Source organism: Pseudomonadota bacterium, assembly GCA_013285465.1.
GTDB lineage: Bacteria > Pseudomonadota > Alphaproteobacteria > Micavibrionales > CSBR16-224 > CSBR16-224.
Genome location: CP053449.1, coordinates 1,598,006 through 1,621,290, shown reverse-complemented (window position 1 = coordinate 1,621,290; position 23,285 = coordinate 1,598,006). Strand labels below are relative to the sequence as shown.

Genomic DNA, 23,285 nt, shown 5'->3' with positions numbered 1-23,285 from the left:
CTCTTTCGACTGTTCATATTTTTTTACCTTGTTTCATAGAAGGCACGAAAGGTTCATGCCTGAGTACCAGAAGCAGGAGGAATTTATGGACATCCAGCAAGATAAACTTAGCTACTCAATACCTGAAGTAACCCAAATGGTTGGCTTGTGCCGTACTGTGATTTACCGCGAATTAAACAGTGGTAGATTGCGTGCCATTAAATTAGGTAAGCGCACCCTTATAACTAGAGAGGCTATCGAAGAATGGCTGTCAACTTTAGACAGTTATCCGATGCGTAATGAGGAGGGGAAAAATGTCTGATTTAAGCCAGGGGATGCATCTTGATATGAAATCAGGACCCAATCAACAATCTAAAAATGGCGCGACCAAAACCAATAAAACCGATAAAACCGATAAAACCGATAAAAACGCAGGGGAGGTTCAAACGGTGTCGCACACACCCGTCTTTCCGACTTCAAACGAAGAGTTTTTGGAGGTGGTCTTTGGATCCCGCGAGCAAACAGAACAGCCAATCATTGTTGATTTTGTTGGCAATCCTGCAAAGAAGGATAAGCGTGTTTGGAAGGGGACAGAAAGAAAGCGTGCGTATATCTTGTCGGCAAATGCTCAAACATCAAATACATATTTTAGCATTGCGACCTTTGTTCCGGATGGGGATGGGTACTATCGCCGCAGGAAGAAAAGCTTTAAGTCGTTACATTGCATAATGCTGGATGATGTAGGAACCAAAGTGCCTAGGGAGAGGCTTAGAGTAGAGCCATCGGCGTTAATAGAAACCTCTGCAGGAAATTTTCAAGCCCTATACTTTCTGAAGGCTCCTGAATCTGATATCAAAAAAATTGATAGCTTTATGAAAGCGGTGATCAGCGCTGGATTATGCGATGCTGGCGCTGGCGGCCCAACTGCCCGTTTAGCAAGATTACCCTTCGGGTGTAATGGCAAGCATGTACCATATTTTGAGTGTCGTTTGACAGATTGGAATCCCCAGAACCAATATAGCCTAGAAGAAATGTCGCTCGCCTTTGGTTTGGGTCAACATAGATCGTCTTCTAAGCGAGTTGAAGCTAAAAGTGATGCTGAAATTTCTCTATCAGGTAGCGGGGGCGAAGCCATTGTTTCGGCACTAAAGGATAAGGGTTTATACAAAGCTACGCTAGGTGATGGTAAGCATGATATTACCTGTCCTTGGGTGAAAGAGCATACAAATGCAGAAGATAATGGAACGGCTTATTTTGAACCTAGTAAGAATTACCCAGGCGGAGGATTTAAATGTCATCACGGGCACTGCAATAATCGAAACCTGTCTCATTTGCGACGCGCTCTTGGAGTTTCCGAACCGCGCATTAAAGGGAAGGTTACTATATATGCTGATCCGGGAAGATTAAAAGAAGTTGTTGATGAGGCAGAGCAGGCACTGGCAAGTTCAGGGCAACATTTTCAGCGTGGGGGAACAATTGTTTCTCTAGGACGAAACCCAGAAAGTGATAAGTTGGAGGTTGCAGTGATTAGAACTCCAACCATCAGGGTGGCGTTAGCGAAGGTTGCTAAATGGCAAAAATATAATGCTTTTAAGGAGGAGTACGTTGAAATCGACCCGCCGACCACATACGCTCAAGCATTATTTGATGCTCCGCGGTATGAGCATTTGCCAGTCCTCAGGGGGATAGCGTGCCAGCCATATCTTAGGTCAGATGGTTCTCTAATGTCGGAGCCCGGTTATGATGTGGAAACACATATGTTTGGTGCATTTGAGGCAGATGCATTTAACGTCCTTGCCCAACCATCGAAAGTGATGGCGCTTGAAGCGAGTGAATTGCTTGCTAGTTTATTGAATGAATTTGATTTTAAGGCTAATCATGACCAATCTGCAGCACTGGCAGCAATTTTAACGGCTGTTATTCGTGCTAGCTTGCCAAAAGCGCCAATGTTTCACACGCGTGCTCCGCAAATTGGTTCGGGTAAATCATATCTAAATCAGCTAATTTGTCTGTTTGCAACTCCCCATTCCGTGGCACCTCATACATTCCCGGATACAGAAGAAGAGTGTAAAAAAGTTCTTTTGGCTGCTTTGATGGAGGCTCCTGCAGCAGTAAACTTTGATAACCTTACAACCGATTTGTTGCCTCATCCATCGCTTTGCACTGTGCTGACCGAGGAAACATTCTCATCACGAATTCTTGGTGTTTCAAAAAATGCTAGTGTCAGTACTGCAACTCTATTTCTATCGAGTGGTAATAATGTGGGACCGGTTCAAGATATGGGGCGTCGTACAATTACAATTAACCTAGACGCAGAGTGCGAAACACCGGCATCTAAAACATACAAGAACCCGAACTTGCTTGATCAAGTAAAGTCGGAAAGAGGCAGATATATCTCTGCTGCATTGACGATTATTCGCGCTTGGGAGTGTGCAGGGAAACCCAGACTGACAGAGAGAACGTTGGTTAGTTATAATGAATGGGCAGACTGGTGCTGCCAACCGTTGATGTGGCTAGGATATGAAAATCCTATGACTTCTGCATTTGAAACTATTGGCGCTGATCCCGACAGGGAAAATATTCGAATATTGATGGATCTATGGTGGAAAATTTATTGTTCAAAGCCAGTGATGGTTCGACAGCTGATTGATACATCAAATCCAGAGTTGAGAGACATATTGGAAGATATCGCGCCTGATAACAAGGCTGGCATAAACAAGAAGAAGCTCGGATGGTGGCTGAAGCGGAATGCCGGACGGATTGTAAATGGCCGAAGGATTGTACTTGGGCTCTCCAATAAAAATGCGAAGGATTGGAGGTTAGAGCAAATATAAACTAATCGGTTTTGTCGGTTTTGTCGGTTTTCAGAGAAGGCTGAGGGAATTTCTAATCAAATACAGGTAATCGCCAATGATATCCTTTAAACCAGTAGTCATGCCAAGCGATAATGAATTTACAAGCACGCCGCACCTGAATCCAGTATAGAAGCTGAGGTGCATCTGCAGGGGAGCTGCCTAGTTGATCTGATATATATTGCAAAGCCGCATATGGATGCAATTGAAAGATTCTGTCAGCCTCTTCGTATGCGATCTGATCGAAAGAGCAAGGCAAAGAATTATTAGCTCGTAATGGCAGTTCTAACTGGATCATGATGTCCCTAGCAAAAAAGCTGCGGTGCAGAAAAATAGTCCGACCCCGAATCCGTAATATGTTGACTTGTTTACCATGTCTCTTGCGATAATCTGCTTTGTAAAATTTCCTGGCAAAATGACTGATAAGGTTAAGGCAAGCAAAGCGAGATACCATGGCATCCAATAAGCAGACGAAAAACCAAAAGCAAGCCATAGGAGGAGCGAAATATTTGCGATTGCGCGGAGCTTTTTTTCGGATGATTTGGCGCGAAGGTTTAGCTTCCCTCTTGTTTTGTATTCAATGTGTCCTGCTAACATAAGCAGAAACAAACCTGAACTCTGAAATAGAAACGCCATCATGCTCTTCTCCCCTGTATCATAAAAACGGCCACCAGATTTCTCTGGCAGCCGGGGAGTTAGTAACCGTCCTAGAACGGCGCAGCGTATTTACGCTGAGCGCTGTTGTATTCCGCTGCCTCCCCAACCAGAGTTGAGAAAGCAGCATCATTGATAACGGCCTGATGCTGTCTTAAGGCCGTCTAGGAGGGGTTACTACGCCCCGGAAATACACTAATTTCCTTGTGAAAGATTATACAAATACCTTTGATCTCTCAACCTAAAACAACCCAACCTTGCTTCAAACAAGGCGTTGTTTGCTTAAAAATACGCATTTGTGAGCTCTGAACAGAATAAGACCTTCGTTTCTACAAGGTTACTAAGCTTATTTATTGGGGGTAAAAGCAAGTCTGGTGGCTGGTTCAACTGATAGATGCGGGTGTAACTGTGATGTTAAAGCCTAGAAAAATTTAAGCAGGTATTTGTTTTGCAAGGTTTCGTTTCCGTCACGGCAAAAGATGAATTGAATGGTCCAATATATAGGCCATTTTCTTGGCTTTATTTTGTCACGACCTTTCACTACTATGATTTTAACATACCCACGTTCACAATTTTAAATTGGAAAGATATTGAATGAGTGCTCTTCAAAAACTTTTACAAACTTATCGTGATGCCGCTGTAACCGAGCGCGAGAAAGGCACCTATTTTGAAGAGCTGGTGCTGACCTATCTACGGCACGAAGCAGTTTACCGCGATCTGTACCAGAAAGTCTGGACATATGCGGGTTGGGCAGCAGAACAAGGGATTGAAAAGCGCGATACTGGAATTGATCTGGTGGCGCAGACGCACGGCACGGAGGAATTCCACGCAATTCAATGCAAATTTTATGCGGAGGATTACCGCGTCCAGAAAAAGGATATCGACAGTTTTTTCACCGCATCGGGCAAAAAGCCGTTTACGCACCGCGTTATTGTGACAACCACGAATAACTGGACGGAAAATGCCGAAGACGCGCTGATGGGTCAGCAGCCGCCTGTCACCAAAATCGACCTTTACGATCTTGAAAACAGCCAGATCGACTGGGCAAAATTCCAGCCGCAAAAAGAACCTGTCCTGAAAGAACAGAAAAAACTGCGCCCGCATCAGGAACGCGCCTTAAAGGAAGTGACGGCAGGTTTCAAGGATGCGGATCGCGGCAAAATGATCATGGCCTGCGGTACGGGCAAGACCTTCACCGCTTTGAAGCTTGCCGAAGAGTTGGCAGGTAAAGGCAAGCGGGTGCTGTTTCTTGTGCCGAGCCTGTCTTTGCTGTCCCAGACCTTGACGGAATGGACACAGGAAAGCGAAACACCGCTGCACAGCTTTGCCGTCTGTTCCGATAGCGATGTCGGCAAAAAGCGCAAAAAGGATGACGATATCGTCACGACCTTTATGCACGAGCTGCGCTATCCCGCCACAACCAATGCCGCATCGCTGGCCAATGAGATGCAAAAGCGGCATGACGCAACGCATATGAGCGTCGTGTTTTCGACCTATCATTCCATTGAAGTGATCAGCAAGGCGCAGAAAAACCATGATCTTGGCGAATTCGACCTGATTATCTGTGACGAGGCGCACCGCACCACCGGCGCGACCTTTGACGGTGAAGAGGAAAGCGCCTTTGTCAAAGTCCATGATAATGGCTTCCTGAAAGGCAAAAAGCGCCTTTATATGACGGCAACGCCGCGCATTTACGGCGATACGGCACAGGCGACTGCCGAGCGCGATAATGTCGCGCTGTGTTCGATGGATGATGAAGCCCTTTACGGCAAAGAATTGTATGTACTGACCTTCTCCGAAGCGGTAACGCGCGGGCTGCTGGTCGATTACAAGGTGCTGGTGCTGACGATTGACGAGGCGCATGTCAGTAAAAGGCTGCAAAGCCTGCTGGCGGGGGAGGATAACCAGCTCAAGGTCGATGATGCCGGTAAAATTATCGGTTGCTGGAAAGCATTGTCAAAGCAGGAGCAGGACGGCAGCCTTGCCGATGACGATACGCCGATGAAACGCGCTGTTGCCTTTTGTCAGGTGATCGAGCCGCAGGACAAGGCGAGAACGCATAAAGTCAGTTCCAAAAATATTGCCAATATGTTTCAGGCCGTGGTCGAAGCCTATCAGGAGCAGGAGGAAGGCGACAACCCGCTGCGCTGTGAGGCTTCGCATGTTGATGGCAGTATGAACGCGACGGAAAAGGAAGCCAAACTGGAATGGCTGAAGGAAGAACCGCCGGAAGATACCTGTCGTATCCTCAGCAATGTCCGCTGCCTGTCCGAAGGCGTGGACGTTCCCGCGCTGGATGCGGTGCTGTTTTTATCGCCGCGCAAATCGCAGGTCGATGTTGTGCAGTCGGTCGGGCGCATCATGCGGATTGCCCCCGGCAAGAAACGCGGCTATGTGATTTTGCCGGTGGTGATCCCCGCAGGGACGGAGCCGCATGAGGCGCTGAACGATAATAAAACCTTTGAAGTCGTCTGGAAGGTCTTGCAAGCCTTGCGCTCGCATGATGACCGCTTTGACGCGATGATCAACAAGCTGGACTTGATCGGTAAAGATCACAGCAAAATGGAGGTCATTGCCGTCACCGACAAAATCAACAAAAAGACGGAACGTCAAACCGACGGCAAATCCAAAGACCGTAACGCCGCATCAGGCGGCTTTACCATTGGCGAAGCGGGAACACCTGAAAAACCCGTCAATTACGAATTCCAGTTCGAGGTCGGGGCGCTGGAAAAGGCGCTCTACGCCAAGCTGGTGCAAAAATGCGGCAACCGCCTTTACTGGGAGGATTGGGCGAAAGATATCGCCAAAATCGCGCAAACACATATCACCCGTATCAGGGCGATTGTCGGTGATGACAAGAATGTGAAAGAGATTAAAGCCTTTAATGACTTCGCCGATGAATTGCGCGATGACTTGAATGACAGTATCACCAATGATGAGGTAATCGAAATGCTGGCACAGCATTTGATTACCAAACCGGTTTTCGATGCGCTGTTCAAACAATACAGCTTTGCCAGCAACAACCCCGTGTCACAGGCTATGCAGCACGTACTGGACGTGTTGCAGGAACATCGGCTGGATAAGGAGGCCGATACGCTGGAACGGTTTTACCACAGCGTCCAGATGCGGGCGGAGGGGATCGACAGCGCCGCAGGTAAACAGAAAATCATTGTCGAGCTATACGACAAGTTTTTCCGCAACGCCTTCCCGAAAATGACCGAAAAACTCGGCATCGTCTATACGCCGGTCGAGGTGGTGGATTTCATTATCCATTCCGTCAATGACGTGCTGCAATCCGAATTCGGTGAAACGCTGGGCAGCAAGGGCGTGCATATTATCGACCCCTTTACGGGGACGGGAACCTTCATCACCCGGTTGTTGCAATCCGGCCTGATCAAGCCGGAAGAGCTGCCGCATAAATACAGGCATGAAATCCATGCCAATGAAATCGTGCTGCTGGCCTATTACATCGCCGCGATCAATATCGAGGCCGCCTATCACGGCATCGCGGGCGGCGATTACCAGCCTTTTGAAGGTATTTGCCTGACGGATACTTTCCAGCTTTACGAAGCCGATGATCTGATCAGCAAATATCTGGCAGATAACAGCGACCGTCGGATGCGGCAAAAGGAGCTGGATATTAGGGTCATCATCGGCAACCCGCCCTACTCGGCGGGACAAAAAAATGAAAACGATAATAGTGCAAATGTTGATTATCCATCATTGGATGATGATATACGCAGTACATATGTTGCAAATTCAACAGCGAAGCTAAAAAATGCGCTTTATGATTCCTATATCCGTGCCATTCGCTGGGGATCGGATCGTTTGGGGAAAAGCGGTGTTATGGCTTACGTCTCCAACGCGGGCTGGATAGACGGCAATGCAATGGACGGGTTGCGCAAATGCTTGGCGGAGGAATATTCCAGCATCTATGTGTTCCATTTGCGTGGAAACCAGCGCACACAAGGGGAGTTATCGCGGAAGGAAGGGGGCAAGATTTTCGGCTCCGGCAGTCGCGCTCCGATTGCCATTACCCTGTTTGTCAAAAACCCGAAAGCAAAAGAACACGGGAAAATTTACTTCCACGATATCGGCGACTATCTGACGCAACAGCAGAAACTGGATATTATTCGCGGCTTTAAAAGCGTTAGCGGTATTGCTGAACAAAATTTTTGGCAGGAAATTGTCCCCGATGACCACAATGACTGGATCAACCAGCGCGATGATAGCTTTGATTTATTCATTGTTACCGGAAATAAAGGCAAATCGAATGAGAAAGCTATTTTTGAAAACTACTCACTAGGGCTTATGACTACAAGGGATGCATGGTGTTTTAATTATTCGGCTCAAGAATTAACACGCAATATTATTAAAATGGTGAGTTTTTACAACACGGAACTTGATCGTTACATTGCCAATCCTCATCGCAACACAGCTAATATTAGCGATTTTGTATCCTCGGATGGAGCAAAGATTAAATGGAGTAATAATCTTAAAGGCGATTTAGAGAAAAATAGAAAGCTGGAGTTTAACACAAATAATATTAGAGTTAGCTTGTATAGACCTTTCTCAAAACAGTGGGTTTACTTTGATAGATCGTTAAATGAGCGACAAGCCCAATTACGGAAAATTTTTCCGTCTGGCGACTTTGATAATCTAGTAATTTGTACGACTGGGACTGGCGAAACTCAAAATTTTTCTGCCTTGATGTGTAATGCTGTGCCTGAGTATAAAACTCACTACAACGGTCAAAACTTTCCACTTAAAATATATGAAAGCTCTAATGAATGTGATGCTGGCTTGTTTGCGGGGCAGGACGCGGAGGACGGCTATCGCGTCAAGGACGGCATTACCGATGAAGGCTTGGCGCATTTTAAAGCCGCTTATCCCGGCGAGAGCATCACGAAGGAGGATATTTTCTATTATATTTACGGGCTGCTCCATTCGGAGGAATACCGTACCCGCTATGCCGATAACCTGTCCAAACAACTGCCGCGCATCCCTTGCGTCAAGAAAGCGGCGGATTTCTGGACGTTCAGCAAGGCGGGGCGCGATTTGGCAGAGTTGCATGTTGGCTATGAAAGCGTCAAACCCTATGAGGCAAAGTTGGAAACTGGCAGTAAAAAGCTGTCTGAATTGAAAGCAGAGGACTATTACGTCACCAAAATGAAATTCAAGAAAAAGGGTGACAAAACAAAGGTGGTCTATAACGCCCGCATCACCATCAGCGATATACCGGAGGAGGCTTATGATTACGTCGTCAACGGCAAACCCGCCCTTGAATGGGTGATGGATCGCCAATGCGTCAAAACCGACAAAGCCAGCGGCATTGTGAATGACGCAAATCTGTGGGCAACCGAAACAATGGGCAACGCCAAATACCCGCTGGAACTCTTCCTGCGCGTCATCACCGTCAGCCTAGAAACCATGAAAATTGTCCGCAGCCTGCCAAAGCTGGATATTGCAACTGCCGAGAATGTAGATGAGCAAAAAACTAGAAAAGCAAATCCTTGATGCCTTAACCGCAGCACCTGGGCAACAGGCGCGTGCCATGGCGGACAAGTTCGGCGTGGATAAGAAGGATGTTAACAGCCTTCTTTATGGTCGCCTACGTTCAAAAGTGCGACAAGATAAGAGCTACCGCTGGTATATCACCGGCGGCGCTACAAATGCTGAAAATGATGATGAGGGTTTTGAGCCTGAGGTTTTCGCGAATACCGATCTCGCACAACTCTGTCGGTATTATCTGTCCTGTATGGGGCAAGATGCAACTGGCGTCTCAACTTTTGCTGAAAGCAAGTTTACGCCTGATTATTGCGAACTCGCAGCCTTGCCGAAAAACGGTAGGGATTTGTTTGGCACAGAGGGGTTTCAAACACTTCTTGGCAAAATACGCAAAGATCGCTCCAGACAATCAATGTATCTCGGCTATCCGACCAGCCTAAAGCTTGTGAAATCGAAAAAATCAAGCTGGGAAGGTTACATGGTTGAGCCTGTCATCCTGTTCCCGATTGAAATTGAGGTTGGCAGTAATAAGCCGCAGCTGGACACCAGCTATCCAATCATAAACTTAAAACCCCTCCAAGCTTACTCCAATACGGAACGAGACGCCTTGTTGGACGAGCTTGTGCAGCTTGAAGAGGAATTGGGGATAGGCTCAGAGGGCGGCACAATCGAGATTGATGAACTGGTCATGCGACTGCAATCAGTTCGTTCTGAATGGCCGTGGGAAGAAAAAATAAATCCGGATAAGTTGATTGATGCAAACCCGCCACTCTCTAAAGTCAAGAAAGAGGGTATTTTTAATCGCGCGGTCCTTATTCTGGCTGATAAGTCTCCCTTCACGCAGGGGCTTGAAGCTGAACTGCGAGGATTAGCGCAAAAACAGCAAAGACAATTCAGCGACACAGCATTGGGTCAATGGCTTACGGGCGAGCCGCCTAAGGCTAAGGACGCTGGTTCGTCCTCCCCTGATAAGGAGCATGTTCCACTATTGGAAGTATTGCCAATGAATTTGGAGCAAAGGGAGGCAGTTAAATCTGCCCTAACACAGCCGTTAACGATCATAACCGGCCCGCCGGGCACAGGAAAGTCCCAAGTCGTTACCAACCTGCTTGTCAATGCTGCCTGGCAGGGAAAGCGCGTGCTTTTTGCGAGTAAGAATAATAAAGCGGTTGATGTTGTTGAAACACGTATCAATAATCTGGGACCGCGCCCCATATTGCTTCGCGTGGGTTCCAGCGCTTACCAAACGCGCCTGGCGGAATATTTGATTGGACTGCTTTCTGCTACAGCTTCACAAGATGACGAGCTCCATTACGAAGAAGCGCATGAGATTCATAGCGACTTGCTACAAAAGTCGGCAGAACTCGATGCTCAGGTCGATAAGCTCATTGCAGCGCGAAATGAAACTGATGCTCTTGAGCGCCACGTAGAAGAATTGCGATCTGAGCTTTCCGATGATCTTTTCTCTTCAATACGTGAACTTGATCTGACGGATATGGAATATAAGATTGAAGGATTTAAAACAGCCTTATCCGCGGCGGATCGGTCTCAGCAAGGTCTTATTTCAAATATAACCTGGCCACTAATCAAAAAATCGCGGTTTGAGGCTGTGAATATGCGTGTGTCCGGGCTTTCCTCAGCAGCTGAAGAAATTGAATTGAAAGCTCCTGATAGCTTTGTAGATGAAATTAACTTGCCGCATTGGGCTGAATTTCTAAAGGCAATTGATAAAAGGCTTAGCCTTATTCGTGCTGTTGACGATTATTTCCAAGCGCTGCAAAAACTACAAAAGTGCAGAAGTCTCGAAGAAATCTCTGCTGATAGGTTGGGAATAGTTCAAAAAATTGCAAGTAATTCTGATGCTTTGTGGAAGTGCTGGTTGAGGCTTCAGCCAAAGAAATTGAGTGCCAGTGACCGATCTATGCTGAACAAATATAACTCTGTTCTTAAAATGGTGATTGAGGCTGGACCGGAAGGCAACTTGTCAAAAGCCGTCTATGGTAAGTATTATTCACTTTTTCCTCAGGCATCGCATCTACTACCTTGTTGGGCAGTGACATCACTTTCTGCCAAAGGGAAGCTACCTTTTGAGCCTGGGTTCTTCGATTTAGTCATCTTTGATGAGGCCAGCCAATGCGACATAGCTTCTGCATTACCTCTTTTGTATCGAGCGAAAGCCGCAGTCATTATCGGTGATCCAAAGCAGTTGTCACATATCAGTAGTCTGCAGCGTGGGCAGGACCAACAATTGCTTGAGAAATACGGTCTAGTTGATGATTACCCGCATTGGGCATATTCTTATAATTCTTTGTTTGATCTGGCCGCTGGTATGGTTTCATACGATAACGTTGTAAGTCTTCTAGATCACCATCGCTCCCATGCGGATGTTATCGAATTTTCAAACAGTCAATTTTATGAAGGGCGCCTGCGTGTTGCGACGCGCTATGATAATCTCCGCCGGTTGTCACAAAAGGAGCCCGGCGTTAGATGGGTGGATGTGAAAGGTAATGTCCAGCGCCCTAATAATGGAGGTGCCGAAAATAAGCAGGAAGTTCAAGCTATTGTCGATGTGCTCAGTGATTTGGTCTTAAAGAAAAAATATCAAGGCAGCATCGGTGTAGTCAGCCCATTCCGTGCGCAGGCCAATGCCATACGGAATGCAGTCGATAAGGATGATTCGCTGGCCAAGGCACTTCAGAAATGTGATTTTCTTGTTGATACCGTACACAAGTTTCAAGGGGATGAGCGGGATATCATGATTTTCTCGCCTGTTCTATCAAAGAATATGCCGGGGGGTGGCCTTGTCTTCCTCATGAATAACGGGAACTTGTTTAATGTCGCCATTACAAGAGCGCGGGCTCAGTTAATTGTCGTTGGCGACCTTGCTGCTTGTGGCAAATGCGATGTTGATTATCTGTCTAATTTCGCAAAATACACCCAAGGCCTGGAGAAGAGAAGTAAAGCTAGCAATAGGAAGAAAGCGCAAAAAGATTTAGGCTCTGCCTACCCAGCGGTTAGCAACCCGGAGCAAGTGTCTGATTGGGAGAAGATCTTTTATTCGGCACTATACGAAGCTGGTATCAAAACCTTGCCCCAGTATCAGGTCGAAAAATTTACGCTGGATCTGGCGATTGTAGATGGCGATAGAATGCTGGATATTGAGGTGGATGGGGAAAAATATCACCGGAATTGGACGGGGGAGTTATGCAGACGAGATCAACTCCGTAACCAGCGTATGTATGAGCTAGGTTGGGATGTTATGCGCTTTTGGGTATACGAGATCCGTGATGACTTAGATAATTGCATTGCTAAAGTGCGAGAGTGGCAAGAGCAAAAATGACTGAGCATTGGACGTTGTTTTATTCGTGGGCAGTCAGTAATCCCGCTGCGGCAACAGGGATATTTATTAGTATTGTAGCTCTTGCTGCCACTATATTCCAAGCTCATGCAGCGCGCGTGCAAAACAAACAATCTGTCAGGCCCTATCTGAATACCGTATTCGAGCTTGCATCGGTTGATGGTCATGATTTTGTTCAGTTGTGGATTAGTAACGTGGGTTTAGGGCCAGCTATCATCGATGATTTTGCAATTATTAGCGCTGGTAGAACTTACCGAGGGAACGCAGCCCTAAACCTAATCACTGATATTATAGAAGACTGTAGCATAACAGTTTTAACGCCTAATGGCGCGATTGCTGCAGGAGAGAAGCATTTGTTACTTAACATCAAGGTTCATAATGAAGGACTTTCAGTTGAAGAGATACAGCATTTTTTAAGTTCGGAGTATGAGTTGGTAGTTGATTATCGCTCTTTTATGGACCAAAAGGCCCGATACACTACAAGAAACCATGAGTTTCGCGTACCCTTAGAAGAATAAGAGACGCTCCTGCATAGTAGGAGTTGGCAGTCTCTGCATTAAAAAATGCCTGCCTATGGCATAGATAAAATTTCCTTGAGTTCGATTTTCATCATGGTGTAAAATCCTTTTATCCTTTAGTTGAGTTTGTAAAAATTAAATACTGACTCTGTTGCCGGGTGTATAGCTAGGCCGTTCTGGATTGAGTGGCATGTTCCGACAATTAAAGTGTCGCGTCATGCCTCTGCGAGACATGCCACGACACTTTAATTGTCGTATCTTAGGTAAGGGATTTTTTTGTGCCAAATAAGACGACCAAGTTTTTCAGTACTGAGCACGGAAAAAAAATACTGTCTGAATATAAGGATGTGCTCCAATCTGGGCGCGTCTACAAAAGCATTAAAAGGCATATTGTCTTTGTGTGTGGCGGTGAAATCGGACCCAGCAGTAATTTTCGTAAAGACTTTTTGAACTTTGCCAATGATAATCCACCTGATTACCATTTCTTTTTGGCGGAGAAAGCTTATAAATCTTTAATGCAAATCAATGATGATGTCTCTCATAACCTAGCGCTCTTTGAAAGAACTATCTGTGAAATATCGGACTGTATCCTCATATTTCCTGAAAGTGTTGGTTCCTATTGTGAAGTTGGATACTTCGCTCATAAAAGCGACATTATTAAAAAGATTTTAATCGTAAATAACGTCGATCATCATGCAGCTGGATCTTTCATCAATGAGGGGCCAATTGCTCTTATCAACAAAGAAACGAAATTTTCATCAACCATAGTGTTAGAGAAAAATGCTCCAAACTTTAATCTGGTAACCAACAGGCTGAACGAGAAACTTAAGGTTGCTGAACGGCGAAAATCGTTTGTTGTTGAAGAAGCCGCTCAGCTATTGCTTCAAGATCAACTATTTATCATCAATGAAATCATTAATATTTTTGGCCCTTGCTCTCTTTTGTCAATTGAAGAAATTTTGCGCAACTTATCGATTAAATATAAAAGGCTAGAGTTGCAACAAATAATAGCCATTCTTGAGGGGAGCGGTTTAGTACATTACAACGAAACATATACTGACTACTTGGTTTCGGACTGTGAACACACTGATTTTATAGAATATGATGGAGAAACTAGAAAAGAGATTAGGTTGAAAGTCCTGCAATATTACCAATCAAATGAACTCAAGCCATATGAGGTATTTGAAGACGAAGGTGAGGAGCTATAACTATGAGAATAGCGCAGATCATTGCAAAACAAACCTCCGCCGTTACTGCGGCCCATTTGATAGCGTTAGCAAATTCTGCTAACCATAGATATAAAACCTACAAAATATCTAAGAGAAATGGACAGCATAGAACTATTGAACACCCATCGAGGCAATTAAAATTTGTTCAAAGGTGGCTTGGAAGAAAGCTATTTTCGAAATTTCCAATTCATTCAAAAGCGTTTGCCTATGTAAGAGGGAAAAGTATTGCTCATCACGCCGAAATACATGTGTCCAACAATTATCTTCTCAGAATTGACTTTAAAAACTTTTTTCCTTCTATTACAGCCGAGAATATAAAACACAAACTTAATGATTTTAGATATAAAGACGGCTCTAATCTTGAACCTGCGGAGATTGACTTTATCACGAAAATTGTAACTAAATCAGGCCAATTAACTATTGGAGCGCCATCCTCTCCAATTATTTCAAATATTCTCATGTATGAATTTGATCATTATTGGGATCAATATTCTTCTGAGAGAGGCATTACTTATAGTAGATATGCTGATGATATTTACTTTTCTACAAACGTACCTAACTTGTTAAACCAGTGCTTAATTGATGTGCGCGAATATCTGCGCGAGAATCCTAACCCGCGGCTTTTCATCAACGACAACAAAGTGGTTCACACATCAAAAAAGCGTAATAGAACTGTGACGGGTTTAACTTTAACAAGTGACCGCAAAGTATCAATAGGTCGTGATAGAAAAAGGCAAATAAGGAGTCTAATTTTCAAGCATAAAAATGGACTTCTTAATGAGCAACAAATAGGTCAGTTGTCCGGGATACTCTCATATGTCCGATCAGTAGAGCCGGAATTCATTACGTCAATAGAACAAAAATACGGTGGAGCATTTATCAATAGCATTTCAGGCGTCAATCAAACTTGAGGCCCGACCGATTACCATGCTTTGCAGAGAAATAAAAATATAGAAAAAGTATAAAGAACAACCCATGCTTTGCGTAAGTTTATTTTCGCGCTCGTCATCGGAACTTCTAAACCAGCGCAATTTACGTCATAATCAGGCATGGAATCATTTAAATCAGAACTGACAATCATTTCTTTGAAAGACGACCTGTCCAAGGTCGAACTGCCGCTTATGCAGAGCAAGCTATCGGCTGGCTTTCCATCACCTGCCGAAGAGTATGAAGAAGGCAAGCTTGACCTGAACGAATATCTGATTGACCATCCGGCGGCGACTTTCTGTGTGCGTATTACAGGTGACAGCATGAAGGATGCGGGCATTCTGGAAGGCAGCGTTGTGATTGTTGACCGTTCACTGGAGGCGCAGCACAAGGATATTATTGTTGCTGTGTTAAACGGAGAGTTGACGATTAAGCGCCTGTATCATCTTGGCGGTCAAGTGATGCTGACCCCTGAGAATAACGACTATGCACCGATAGAAGTCACAGAAGATGACAGCTTCTCAATCTGGGGGGTGGTGACGGGCATGGTGCATCGGTTTAAATAACAGGTTGCTGGTATGGTCATTGAATCGCGTTTTTGGAAAGAAGATCTTCTATGTCACGCCCGCTGTTTAAAGCCTGTTAAGAACCCGCCCCGGTGGAGTGAAAAGAGGGTTGTCAACTTTGAAAAGGATTTAGTCGTTTCGTTCTTGAAAATTAGAATGTTATTAGAGGCTGATACGAAACTGTCATCACAATCGAGAAACTATCGTATACCTCTTTATTTCTCTCCTGTTCTTAAAGGCGTTAAGGTCCACAAACGCAATCGCTTTGAGTTAGAAGAGATTTATGAGTTGGACGGTGAGTTACTACAACTGAAAAGCCTGGCGTTTGTGGCTAACCAGTTTATACACCAATGCACTATGTTTGCGCTGCGGAGTGAAGACCGTAATTGGGAAAGTGTGTATGTATGCTCAGATAAGGAGAGAGATAAAGGAATCTATAGAATTCTTATATCTGAAATCCGTAAGGCATTGACTGTTGTGGGGCACGACTACCCAACTAGTCACTCCTGTGAATGGGATGAGAAAATTGAAGACTATGTGTGGAAAGAAAGGGAATGACCCTCGCCCTCGTTGACTGCAACAATTTCTATGTCTCCTGTGAAAGGGTATTCCGCCCTGACCTTGAAGGCGTGCCTGTGATTGTGCTGTCCAATAATGACGGCTGTGCCGTTGCGCGGTCAAATGAAGCCAAGGCGCTGGGTATCCAGATGGGGCAGCCATTCTTCCAGATTAAAGACCTGTGTAAACAGCACGGCGTTGTCGTGTTCTCTTCCAACTATGTGCTGTATGGGGATATGAGCCGCCGGGTGGATGAAGTCTTGTCCATGTTCGCACCAGACATCGAGAATTACTCCATTGATGAAAGCTTCCTCGACCTATCCGGATTTGAAACAAAAGACCTGATGGAATACGGGCATGAAATCCGCCAAACCGTTCTGAAATGGACAGGCATTCCGACCTGTGTCGGCTTGGGAGCAACAAAGACGCTGGCAAAGCTTGCCAATTACTGCGCCAAGAAAATGCCGCAATTTGACGGCGTGTGTGATTTATCCGCCCCTGATATACGGCAGGAGCTGTTTCCGCAAATTCCCGTTGGCGAAGTTTGGGGCATCGGCAGACGCTCGGCGGAAAAGCTAGAGAATATCGGCATTCGCACCGTTGCCGACTTTATCCGTATGGAACGCCCGCAGGCCAGAAAGCTGCTAAACGTCAACGGAGAGCGCCTGATAGACGAACTCTCCGGCACGAAATGCCATGATTTGGAAATCACCGCCCCCGCCAAGAAAGGCATTACCGTGTCTCGTTCTTTCGGACAGCGCGTCACCAAACAAACGGAGATGCTGGAAGCCATTTCCACCTATACCACCCGTGCAGCGGCAAAGCTGCGCCGTGAAGGGCTTGAAACGGCTTCTATCACTGTTTTCATGCATACAGGCAAACATGCCAAAGGCGAATATTACGGCAACAGTTGCGGCATGTCCTTTGCCGTTCCGACATCTGATACGCTGGCGCTGGTTAATGCCGCCGTAAAAGCCGCCAAGCATATCTGGAAAGACGGCTATCCGTTTTATAAGGCGGGTGTGATGCTGGATGATTTAATCCCGAAAGGCACAGCACAGCCGGACTTGTTCAGCACGGGCGATAGTGAGAAGAGTGACGCACTGATGACAGCGGTTGATGCCATTAACAGGCGCATGGGCAAAGACACAATTCATCCCGCCAGCGCTGGAACGAAAAAGGCATGGATTATGCGGGCGGGCAACAGGTCACCGCGATACACAACGGATTGGGATGAGTTGTTTGAGGCTTAAGGGCACAGCTACTGGCTTGGGTGTCGATCTTGTCTGGAATGAAACTATATCTACAAAATGTAGGTGAGCTGGGTGCTATAAAAAAATTTACTTCGGCCAATCAGATATAAAAAAATAGGTTTGTGGTGGTGTGCCCCCTAGGGGTGGGATTCGAACCCGTGTTGCATTTTTTGTTTGAAAAGGCCCCCAAAAAGGCCCCTGAAAAGTTTTGTCTCTCCGATTGCATAAATAACAAGCAGCATATGTTCATGATTGTCTAAGGCAATTCATGCCCATTTCAGCGCGTATATTACGTATAAGTTACGTACGCAGCCGATCAAAAATCACTAAGTTGTTGAAATAATTGGCGTCCCCTACGGGATTCGAACCCGTGTTGCCGCCGTGAAAGGGCGGTGTCCTAGGCCTCTAGACGAAGGGGACGCAATGGGAAATTCCTACTACGTGTAAGGACAGATTTTTTTAACGGGTTTCCGCAAGAAATGCAAGCTGTTTTCAACAAAAAACATTGATTTTTATCCCCTGTAGTCTTTATAACGGAATAACCGCGGGAAACGGCGGGGAAGAGATGGAAATGCCTCTAGCGAAAGGGCTTGAAAATGCTGTCAGAAATCATCCGGCTTGCCGATATTGATACCAAAGAAAAAACATTCGTTATCAAAGCGACGGAAGGCGATTGCAAAGAGCTGGCCGCACGACTGCATATTCTGGAGATTGCGGATGTGCAGGCAAAACTTACGCTGAAGCGCGTGCGCAAGCATATGATCGAGCTGTCCGGAAAGCTGTCCTGTGAAGCAGTGCAGGAATGTGTCGTGACGCTGGAGCCTGTCAAAACCGTTATTGATACGGAATTTGATATCACTTTTTCAGAGGAGGAACAGGAACTGGCGGAGGACACACTCATGCCTGATCTGGCGCTGGAGCCTGTCGAGGGTGATGTGATTGATCTTGGGGAAATCGTGGCGCAGCAGATTTCCATCGCGCTGCCGGATTATCCCCGTGCCGAGGGCGTTGCCTTTGAGGGGCATATCGAAGCACCGGAGGCTTTGCTGCCGCCGGAGCAGCGCACAAGCCGTCCTTTCGCAACATTGCTGAAAGTCGCGCAGCAACAGCAAAACAACCAGAATGACAAAGACGGTGAATAAGCCTTAAGACAGGCCTTACCTTATCCCCGCAATGTGCCGCCTGTCTGTTTTTCGACATTGGCGACGACTTTATCCGTAAAGGCTTTGAAATCGGCATCAGTCAGCGTGGCATCACGCGGCTGCAATGTCACGTAAAGTGCAACGGATTTCTTATCCTCCGGCACGCCCTGGCCTTTATAGATGTCGAAAATATCAACGGCAGCAATCAAATCCTTATCCGCATTGCGGATTGCGCGGATCAGTTTTTCCGCCGGTAGCGCATCATCCACCAAAAAGGCGAAATCACGGTAAGCAGGCTGGAAGGGGGGGGCGTTCAAGGGTTCGCGTGCCGTGCCGCTTTGCTTTTTCGGCTGCGGTACATTCTCGGGGAAAACTTCAAAACCGTAAACCCGCGCACCGGTATCCATGTCATCCAATACGGCAGGATGAATTTCGCCGAATTGTGCCAGCACATTCGGGCCAAGACGCAGGCAGGCGGAGCGACCGGGATGATACCAGCCCGGCGCGTCTTCCGTCAGTTGCAATTTGTCGACGGGAGCACCGCAGACAGCCAGCGCGGCCAAGGCATCCGCTTTGATGTCATAGACATCCGTCGGGCGGTGAACACCGCTCCAATGGCGCGGGGCGGCATCGCCGGTACGGACGCCGGCAATTGTCATCACGTGCCCTTCTTTGGCAGTCGAGATATAGGCATTGGCAACTTCGAACAAACCGACATCGGCATGACCGCGTGCAATGTTGCGTGCTGCGCCGTCAATCAGATTGGGCAGCAGAGAGGGGCGCATCATATCCAGCTCGCTGCTGATCGGGTTTGAAAGCGTCAGCGCCGCTTTGTGCTGATGCAGATCGGCACCGAACAGATCGGCGGTTTTTGACGACATAAAGGCCCATGTCACGGTTTCGGATAAGCCGCGGCCTGCCAGAATGCGGCGGGTGATCGACAGTTTTTTCTGCAAGGCCGATAGCGGCGGCGGCAGATTGTCATTGGCCTCCAGCGCGACATCTTCAATATTATCATAGCCGTGAATGCGCAAGACTTCCTCGACAATATCGGCTTTGCCGTCAATATCGGGACGCCAGCTGGGGGCGGTGATTGTCCAGTCTTTGGCAACAGTGAAGCCGAGTGTTTCCAGAATTTCTTTCTGGCGGGCTTCGGGAAGGGCGAGCCCGCCAAGTTTTTCGCACAGGGCGGGATCGTATTTGACGGTTTTCTCAGCTGCTTTGGCGGCACCTGCGATGCAGGTATTACTTGCCTCGCCGCCGCAGAGTTCCAGAATCATTTTGGTCGCCAGTTCTGCGCCGGCTTCGACGAAAGCGGGGTCAACACCGCGTTCAAAGCGGTAGCGCGCGTCGCTGTCGACTTGCAGGGCGCGGCCTGTGGAGGCAATGGCGACAGGGTCGAACAGGGCGCATTCCAGATAGACATTTTCGGTGGTTTCACTGACGGAAGACGGCTCGCCGCCGACAATGCCGCCCAGCCCCAGCACGCCGCTGTCATCACAGATGGCAGTCATGCCGTCTGTCAGATTGTAATGTTTGTCATCCAGCGCGTCGATTTCCTCACCTTTTTTGGAGAGGCGGACATGGATATTGCCTTGCAGCTTGTCGGCATCATAAACATGCAGCGGGCGCGCGAAGGCAATGGTAAAGAAATTGGTGATATCGACCAGCGCCGAAATCGGGCGCAGACCGATAGCCGTCAGGCGTTGCTGCAGCCATGCCGGGCTTTCGGCGTTTTTCACGCCTTTGATCATGCGTCCGACAAAACAGGGACAGGCGGTTTCCGCATCGTCTTTGATGCTGACCGTCACAGCACTGTCAAAACTGCCCTTCACAGGCGTGGTGTCCGGTGTTTTCAGCTTGCCGAGACCTGCTGCGGCGAGATCGCGGGCAATGCCGTAAATGCCTGCGCAGTCGCCGCGGTTCGGGGTCAGCGCAATTTCTATCACCGGATCATCCAGTCCCAGCACGGTAGCGGCAGGGGTGCCGATTTTCGTATTGGCAGGAAGATCAATAATGCCTTTATGTTCATCGGACAGGCGCAGCTCTTTTTCCGAACAGAGCATACCGTTTGATTCCACACCGCGGATTTTTGCCTTACCCAGCGTGAAATCCAGACCCGGCACATAACAGCCTGACGGCGCAAACACGCCTTTCAGCCCCAGACGACAATTCGGTGCGCCGCAGACGACTTGCAGTTTTTCCGTGCCGGTATCGACCATCGTGACCTGCAGCTTGTCGGCATCGGGATGAGGGCCGCATTCAATCACTTCACCGACAACAAAGCCTTCCAGATCCTTGGCAGGGTCGGTGATGCCTTCAACCTCCAGCCCGATGGCGGTCAGGGTTTCGGCAATGCGGTCAAGCGAGGCATCTGTGTCCAGATATTCTTTCAGCCATGACAATGTGAATTTCATTTTTTATCTTCCTTGTTTTTCTCTTATTCCGAACGCAGTACCGTATTCGGCTGTTCGGCAGGGCCGAAACCGTAATGGCGCAGCCAGCGGATATCGGATTCAAAGAATGTACGCAAATCGGGAATGCCGTATTTCAGCATCGCGACACGTTCAATCCCCATCCCGAAGGCAAAGCCCTGATATTCATCGGGGTCAATGCCGCAGTTTTTCAACACATTCGGATGTACCATGCCGCAGCCCAGAATTTCCATCCAGTTTTTGCCCGCGCCGATTTCCAGCTTGCCGTCATTGACGGCACAGCCGATATCCATCTCGGCGGAAGGCTCGGTAAAGGGGAAATAGCTGGGGCGGAAACGCACCGGCAGATCGCTGACGCCGAAGAACTTTTTGCAGAAGGTGCTGAGGCAATGTTTCAGATGCCCCATATGCGTGGTTTTATCAATCACAAGTCCTTCGACCTGGTGGAACATCGGCGTATGCGTCATGTCGTAATCGGAACGGAAAGTGCGCCCCAGCGTAATGACACGGATCGGCGGTTTCTGCTCCTGCATCACGTGAATTTGTACGGTCGATGTATGCGTGCGTAAAAGGCGCGTTGCCGCTTCGCCTTCGCCATGCGGGTCATTCGGCAGATAAAACGTATCATGCATTTGCCGCGCCGGATGTTCAGGCGGAAAGTTCAGGGCGGTGAAGTTGTGGAAATCGTCTTCAATTTCCGGCCCTTCCGCAAGGGTGAAACCCATCGTGGCGAAAATGGCAATCATCTCCTCAATCGTTTGGCTGATCGGATGAATGCTGCCTTGCTGTTCAGGACGGATGGACAGGGTCATGTCCAGCTTTTCATTTTCAAGCCGTGCATCCATTTCCTTACGCTTCAGCGCGGTGGCGCGGGCTTCGATTTCTGTGGTAATCTCGTCCTTTAGACGGTTCAGTGCCTGTCCCATCTCGCGGCGCTGATCGGGATCCATCCCGCCGAGGGATTTCATTAAATCTGTGACCTTGCCTTTTTTACCAAGCGCCTGAATACGCACATCCTCAAGGCTCTGCATATCATTTGCGGCCTGTACCGTTTCGACGATTTCTTTTTTCAGCGCCTCAATACTGCTCATAGCGGGTTGTCCTTTCTGCATTACGCCTCACGCGTCTTTTTCCGTACCGGGGGCGAGCGTTAATTTTAAGCCGTTTAAATTCTCTGTAAACAGTATTTGACAGGAAAGCCGTGAATTCTCCTGCACGGCGAAGGCTTCGTTCTCCAGTATATCCGTTTCTTCTTCCAGCGGCGGATACAGCTTCTCCAGCCAGTCGGTATCAACATAAACATGGCAGGTGGCACAAGACATGCAGCCGCCGCATTCCGCCTTGATATTCAAATCAAAGTCACGCATGATTTCCATCGCGCTCCAGCCTTCCAGCGCATCAAGCCTGTGTTTCTGCCCGGTCTGATCGGTCACCAGAATATGCATATCGCCTCCCTCGCTCATATCTGCTTGTTCCGTCCCAGCATTTCGATCAGGGCAAAGACATATCCGGCATTAATCAGCGCGGCAGCCACCAGATATGCAGGCTTGTTTAGCGCCATGACGGTCATCAGCTGCATATCGGTCATATTCTGCGGGTCGGGGATTAGCAGTGCGAAGATCATGTTAAAGACAAATAACACCGGAAAAGCGCAGAGAATGGTCAGACCGATCAGGCGCAGGGAAAATAGAAAGCCGCGCGCTTGCCGCAGAAAGGTGCCGATCGGATAATCAACGGCGACCAGCAGGGGCGTGACAAGAAAACGCGCACTCCAGAAAATCATCACAAGCAGGAAGATAATCAGGCCGGACATATATCCGGGGATTGATTCAGCCCCCTCGGTCTTGGAGATTGTTTCCAGCGAGCTCATCATACTGCTCAGAGCCGTCATCAGTACAACAATGACAGCCTGTATCAGCAGCGAGAGAAAAATGGAGGAGCGGGTCAGTTCTGCCCGGTATTGCATGAAACGGATATCGCGCAGCGGCAGATTGGTCAGTTTTTCACCAAAAACAATCATCCGCGCAAGAGAACAGATGAACCAGCCCATCATAATAGAGCCGGGCAAGTCCCACAGATAAAGCTCGAAATTATTCGGGGGGGTGCCGCGCCAGTCTTTAAACATCGCATATCCGACCGAAAAGCCGATTTGCAGAAAAATAACGGGTGCTGCCAGACGTGCAAGATAGCGCCATTCATCGACAATAAAGCCGAAGGCGGATTTGGCGCTGCCGACAACACTAAAAAGATGCGGCGGCACGGGCGGGGTATCTGTCGCGTCGCGTTCATTCATAACTTCGTCAATC

Annotated in this window: 16 protein-coding genes and 1 tRNA gene; 11 read left to right on the top strand and 6 right to left on the bottom strand. The window is 47.6% G+C overall.

The genetic code is table 11. The features are described from left to right. Positions 1 to 55: 55 nt before the first annotated feature. Positions 56 to 301 carry a helix-turn-helix domain-containing protein gene (locus HND56_07950; GenBank protein ID QKK05622.1) on the top strand — a complete coding sequence of 82 codons (246 nt, stop codon included), beginning with the start codon at positions 56 to 58 and terminating at the stop codon, positions 299 to 301. Further along, complete coding sequence (locus tag HND56_07945) at positions 294 to 2,813, top strand: hypothetical protein (GenBank protein QKK05621.1); 2,520 nt, start codon at positions 294 to 296, stop codon at positions 2,811 to 2,813. The genes HND56_07950 and HND56_07945 overlap by 8 nt, the downstream gene beginning before the upstream one ends. A 312-nt stretch (positions 2,814 to 3,125) precedes the next feature. Here the strand turns inward: HND56_07945 and HND56_07940 are convergent, their stop codons facing one another. Beyond that, the gene (locus tag HND56_07940) at positions 3,126 to 3,470 is read right to left on the bottom strand and encodes a hypothetical protein (protein QKK05620.1); all 345 of its coding nucleotides are present in this window, start codon (positions 3,468 to 3,470) and stop codon (positions 3,126 to 3,128) included. Positions 3,471 to 4,079: 609 nt separating this feature from the next. On the opposite strand from HND56_07940, the gene HND56_07935 reads away from it, so the two are divergent. From HND56_07935 to HND56_07900, 8 genes are all read left to right on the top strand, one after another. Next, entirely contained in the window at positions 4,080 to 9,002 is a 4,923-nt protein-coding gene (locus tag HND56_07935) for a DEAD/DEAH box helicase (GenBank protein QKK05619.1), read from the top strand. Continuing rightward, positions 8,971 to 12,333 carry an AAA family ATPase gene (locus HND56_07930; protein QKK05618.1) on the top strand — a complete coding sequence of 1,121 codons (3,363 nt, stop codon included), beginning with the start codon at positions 8,971 to 8,973 and terminating at the stop codon, positions 12,331 to 12,333. The genes HND56_07935 and HND56_07930 overlap by 32 nt, the downstream gene beginning before the upstream one ends. Next, positions 12,330 to 12,869, top strand: a complete 540-nt coding sequence (locus HND56_07925) for a hypothetical protein (GenBank protein ID QKK05617.1) — start codon at positions 12,330 to 12,332, stop codon at positions 12,867 to 12,869. Before HND56_07930 ends, HND56_07925 begins: the two co-directional genes overlap by 4 nt. A gap of 278 nt (positions 12,870 to 13,147) precedes the next feature. After that, positions 13,148 to 14,077 (top strand): hypothetical protein, encoded by a 930-nt coding sequence (locus HND56_07920; protein QKK05616.1) that lies wholly within the window; start codon positions 13,148 to 13,150, stop codon positions 14,075 to 14,077. Positions 14,078 to 14,079: 2 nt separating this feature from the next. After that, the gene (locus HND56_07915; protein ID QKK05615.1) at positions 14,080 to 15,009 is read left to right on the top strand and encodes an RNA-directed DNA polymerase; all 930 of its coding nucleotides are present in this window, start codon (positions 14,080 to 14,082) and stop codon (positions 15,007 to 15,009) included. 138 nt (positions 15,010 to 15,147) lie between these two features. Further along, positions 15,148 to 15,591, top strand: coding sequence for a translesion error-prone DNA polymerase V autoproteolytic subunit (gene umuD / locus HND56_07910; GenBank protein QKK05614.1), 444 nt, complete (start codon positions 15,148 to 15,150; stop codon positions 15,589 to 15,591). A gap of 12 nt (positions 15,592 to 15,603) precedes the next feature. After that, complete coding sequence (locus HND56_07905) at positions 15,604 to 16,149, top strand: hypothetical protein (protein ID QKK05613.1); 546 nt, start codon at positions 15,604 to 15,606, stop codon at positions 16,147 to 16,149. Next, entirely contained in the window at positions 16,146 to 17,402 is a 1,257-nt protein-coding gene (locus HND56_07900; protein QKK05612.1) for a Y-family DNA polymerase, read from the top strand. The genes HND56_07905 and HND56_07900 overlap by 4 nt, the downstream gene beginning before the upstream one ends. A 344-nt stretch (positions 17,403 to 17,746) precedes the next feature. Here HND56_07900 and HND56_07895 read toward each other — a convergent pair. Continuing rightward, a tRNA-Glu gene (locus HND56_07895) sits at positions 17,747 to 17,822 on the bottom strand. A gap of 176 nt (positions 17,823 to 17,998) precedes the next feature. Here HND56_07895 and HND56_07890 point away from each other — a divergent pair. Continuing rightward, on the top strand, positions 17,999 to 18,544 hold the full coding sequence (locus HND56_07890; GenBank protein QKK05611.1) for a DUF177 domain-containing protein: 546 nt from the start codon (positions 17,999 to 18,001) through the stop codon (positions 18,542 to 18,544). Between the two features lie 20 nt (positions 18,545 to 18,564). Here the strand turns inward: HND56_07890 and HND56_07885 are convergent, their stop codons facing one another. The 4 genes from HND56_07885 to HND56_07870 are packed head-to-tail and all read right to left on the bottom strand — an operon-like array spanning position 18,565 to position 23,272. After that, on the bottom strand, positions 18,565 to 20,961 hold the full coding sequence (locus HND56_07885; GenBank protein ID QKK05610.1) for a phenylalanine--tRNA ligase subunit beta: 2,397 nt from the start codon (positions 20,959 to 20,961) through the stop codon (positions 18,565 to 18,567). A 23-nt stretch (positions 20,962 to 20,984) separates the two neighbouring features. Next, on the bottom strand, positions 20,985 to 22,070 hold the full coding sequence (gene pheS, locus HND56_07880) for a phenylalanine--tRNA ligase subunit alpha (GenBank protein ID QKK05609.1): 1,086 nt from the start codon (positions 22,068 to 22,070) through the stop codon (positions 20,985 to 20,987). Between the two features lie 27 nt (positions 22,071 to 22,097). Next, positions 22,098 to 22,424, bottom strand: a complete 327-nt coding sequence (locus tag HND56_07875; GenBank protein QKK06596.1) for a 2Fe-2S iron-sulfur cluster binding domain-containing protein — start codon at positions 22,422 to 22,424, stop codon at positions 22,098 to 22,100. Positions 22,425 to 22,438: 14 nt separating this feature from the next. Continuing rightward, the gene (locus HND56_07870; GenBank protein QKK05608.1) at positions 22,439 to 23,272 is read right to left on the bottom strand and encodes a hypothetical protein; all 834 of its coding nucleotides are present in this window, start codon (positions 23,270 to 23,272) and stop codon (positions 22,439 to 22,441) included. Positions 23,273 to 23,285 lie beyond the last annotated feature (13 nt).